At 45.1% G+C, this 206-nt stretch carries 1 protein-coding gene; it reads left to right on the top strand.

Translation table 11 applies throughout. From position 1 onward, the window contains the following. Positions 1-206 (top strand): tetratricopeptide repeat protein (locus tag MiSe_RS50660; RefSeq protein ID WP_226595187.1); only part of this gene is annotated, 206 nt, incomplete at both ends.

The following is a 206-nucleotide window of genomic DNA, read 5'->3' as shown; positions in this document are numbered from 1 at the left end:
ACAATTGAGAAAAAGACTGCTGGGAGAAGACCATCCGGATGTTGCCCTCAGTTTGAATAATCTGGCAGGACTCTACAACTCTCAAGTCCGCTACAGCGAAGCGGAACCTTTGTATTTGCAAGCTTTACAATTGAGAAAAAGACTGCTGGGAGAAGACCATCCGGATGTTGCCCTCAGTTTGAATAATCTGGCAGGACTCTACAATT

Source organism: Microseira wollei NIES-4236, assembly GCF_020521235.1.
Classification (GTDB): domain Bacteria; phylum Cyanobacteriota; class Cyanobacteriia; order Cyanobacteriales; family Aerosakkonemataceae; genus Microseira; species Microseira wollei.
Note: the sequence above shows the minus strand (reverse complement) of the source record. Positions and strands in the feature narration are given on the sequence as shown.